The sequence below is a fragment of the Mesorhizobium sp. M7A.F.Ca.CA.004.04.2.1 genome, from assembly GCF_004022825.1.
GTDB lineage: Bacteria > Pseudomonadota > Alphaproteobacteria > Rhizobiales > Rhizobiaceae > Mesorhizobium.
Map to the genome: position 1 here is coordinate 1 of NZ_RZPH01001361.1, position 1239 is coordinate 1239.

Annotated in this window: 2 protein-coding genes; both read right to left on the reverse strand. The window is 64.7% G+C overall.

The genetic code is table 11. The features are described 5' to 3' along the window. Window positions 1–60: 60 nt before the first annotated feature. Window positions 61–522, reverse strand: a complete 462-nt coding sequence (locus tag EN893_RS34560) for a RidA family protein (RefSeq protein ID WP_127271288.1) — start codon at window positions 520–522, stop codon at window positions 61–63. Window positions 523–560: 38 nt separating this feature from the next. Then, on the reverse strand, window positions 561–1239 hold a 679-nt coding region (locus EN893_RS34565; RefSeq protein WP_164901411.1), incomplete at its 5' end, for an amino acid ABC transporter ATP-binding protein.

Genomic DNA, 1239 nt, shown 5'->3' on the forward strand with positions numbered 1-1239 from the left:
GTGGTGTTGGAGCCGTCGGTGGACGTGGTTTTCATCTCTCGGATTCCATTCTTCTAAAGGTCAGGCGGCGATCTCGACAACCGCCTCGATTTCAACGGTGATGTTTCCAGGCAAGGAGCCGACGCCGATCGCCGAGCGGGCATGGCCGCCGATATTGTCGAACACATCGGCAAACAGGTCGGAACAGCCATTGACCACTTTCGGGTGGTCGCTGAAGGTCGGTATGGCGTTGACGAAGCCGAGCAGCTTGACGACGCGCACGATCCGGCCAAGGTCGCCAGTGGCTGCGTGCATGACGGCAAGCAGATTGAGGCCGGTGAGGCGGGCATGGCCATAAGCCTGCTCGACGCTGACATCCTCCCCCACCTTGCCGGTAAACAGCGTGCCGTCGGTGCGCAGCGGACCCTGGCCGGACAGGAAGATCAGCCGGCCGCTTTCGGCATGGGTGACGAAGTTGGCGATCGGTGTCGGCGGCTCGGGCAGCGTCAGGCCCAACGCGGCGAGCCGGATATAAGGCGTCATGAAAGAAGGCTCCTTGCGACAGCGTTCGCTGTCCCGTTCTAGAAATGCGAGGCGCGGAAGCGTGCCAGGAAGGTGCGCAGGCGCTCATTGTCGGTGTCGGCCGCCAGGATTTCGGCGGGTGGACCCGCCGCGCTGACGCCGCCATCGGCCATGAAGATGATGCGGCTCGAGGCATCGCGGGCAAACGCCATTTCGTGCGTGACCATCACCATCGTCATGCCGTCCTCGGCCAGGCTGCGAACGACCTCGAGCACCTCGCCGACCAGTTCCGGGTCGAGCGCGGAGGTTATCTCGTCGAGAAGCAGGATCTTCGGCCCCATGGCCACGGCGCGGGCAATGCCGACGCGCTGCTGCTGGCCGCCGGACAGTTCGGCGGGCAGGCTGTCGGCCTTGTGGGCGAGGCCGACCCGGCCGAGCCAGTGTTCGGCGATGGTGCGCGCTTCGGCGTTGCTCTTGCCGCGCACCTTGGTGAGGCCAAGCATGATGTTGCCGGCGGCTGTCAGGTGCGGAAAGAGGTTGAAGCTCTGGAACACCATGCCGGTCTCGGCGCGCATCGCGGCGAGATCGCGTTCGCTGCGACGCTGGCGGGTTCCGGCTTCGCGAAAGCCGACCTCCTTGCCGTCGATGCGGATCGAACCACTGTCATAGCTTTCGAGAAAGTTGACGCAACGCAGCAGCGTGGTCTTGCCGCTGCCGGAAGGGCCGATGACGGTCACC

Excerpts from the sequence above, each read along its gene's own strand:
- EN893_RS34560 (WP_127271288.1), bottom strand. The coding sequence starts at position 522 with ATGACGCCTTATATCCGGCTCGCCGCGTTGGGCCTGACGCTGCCCGAG.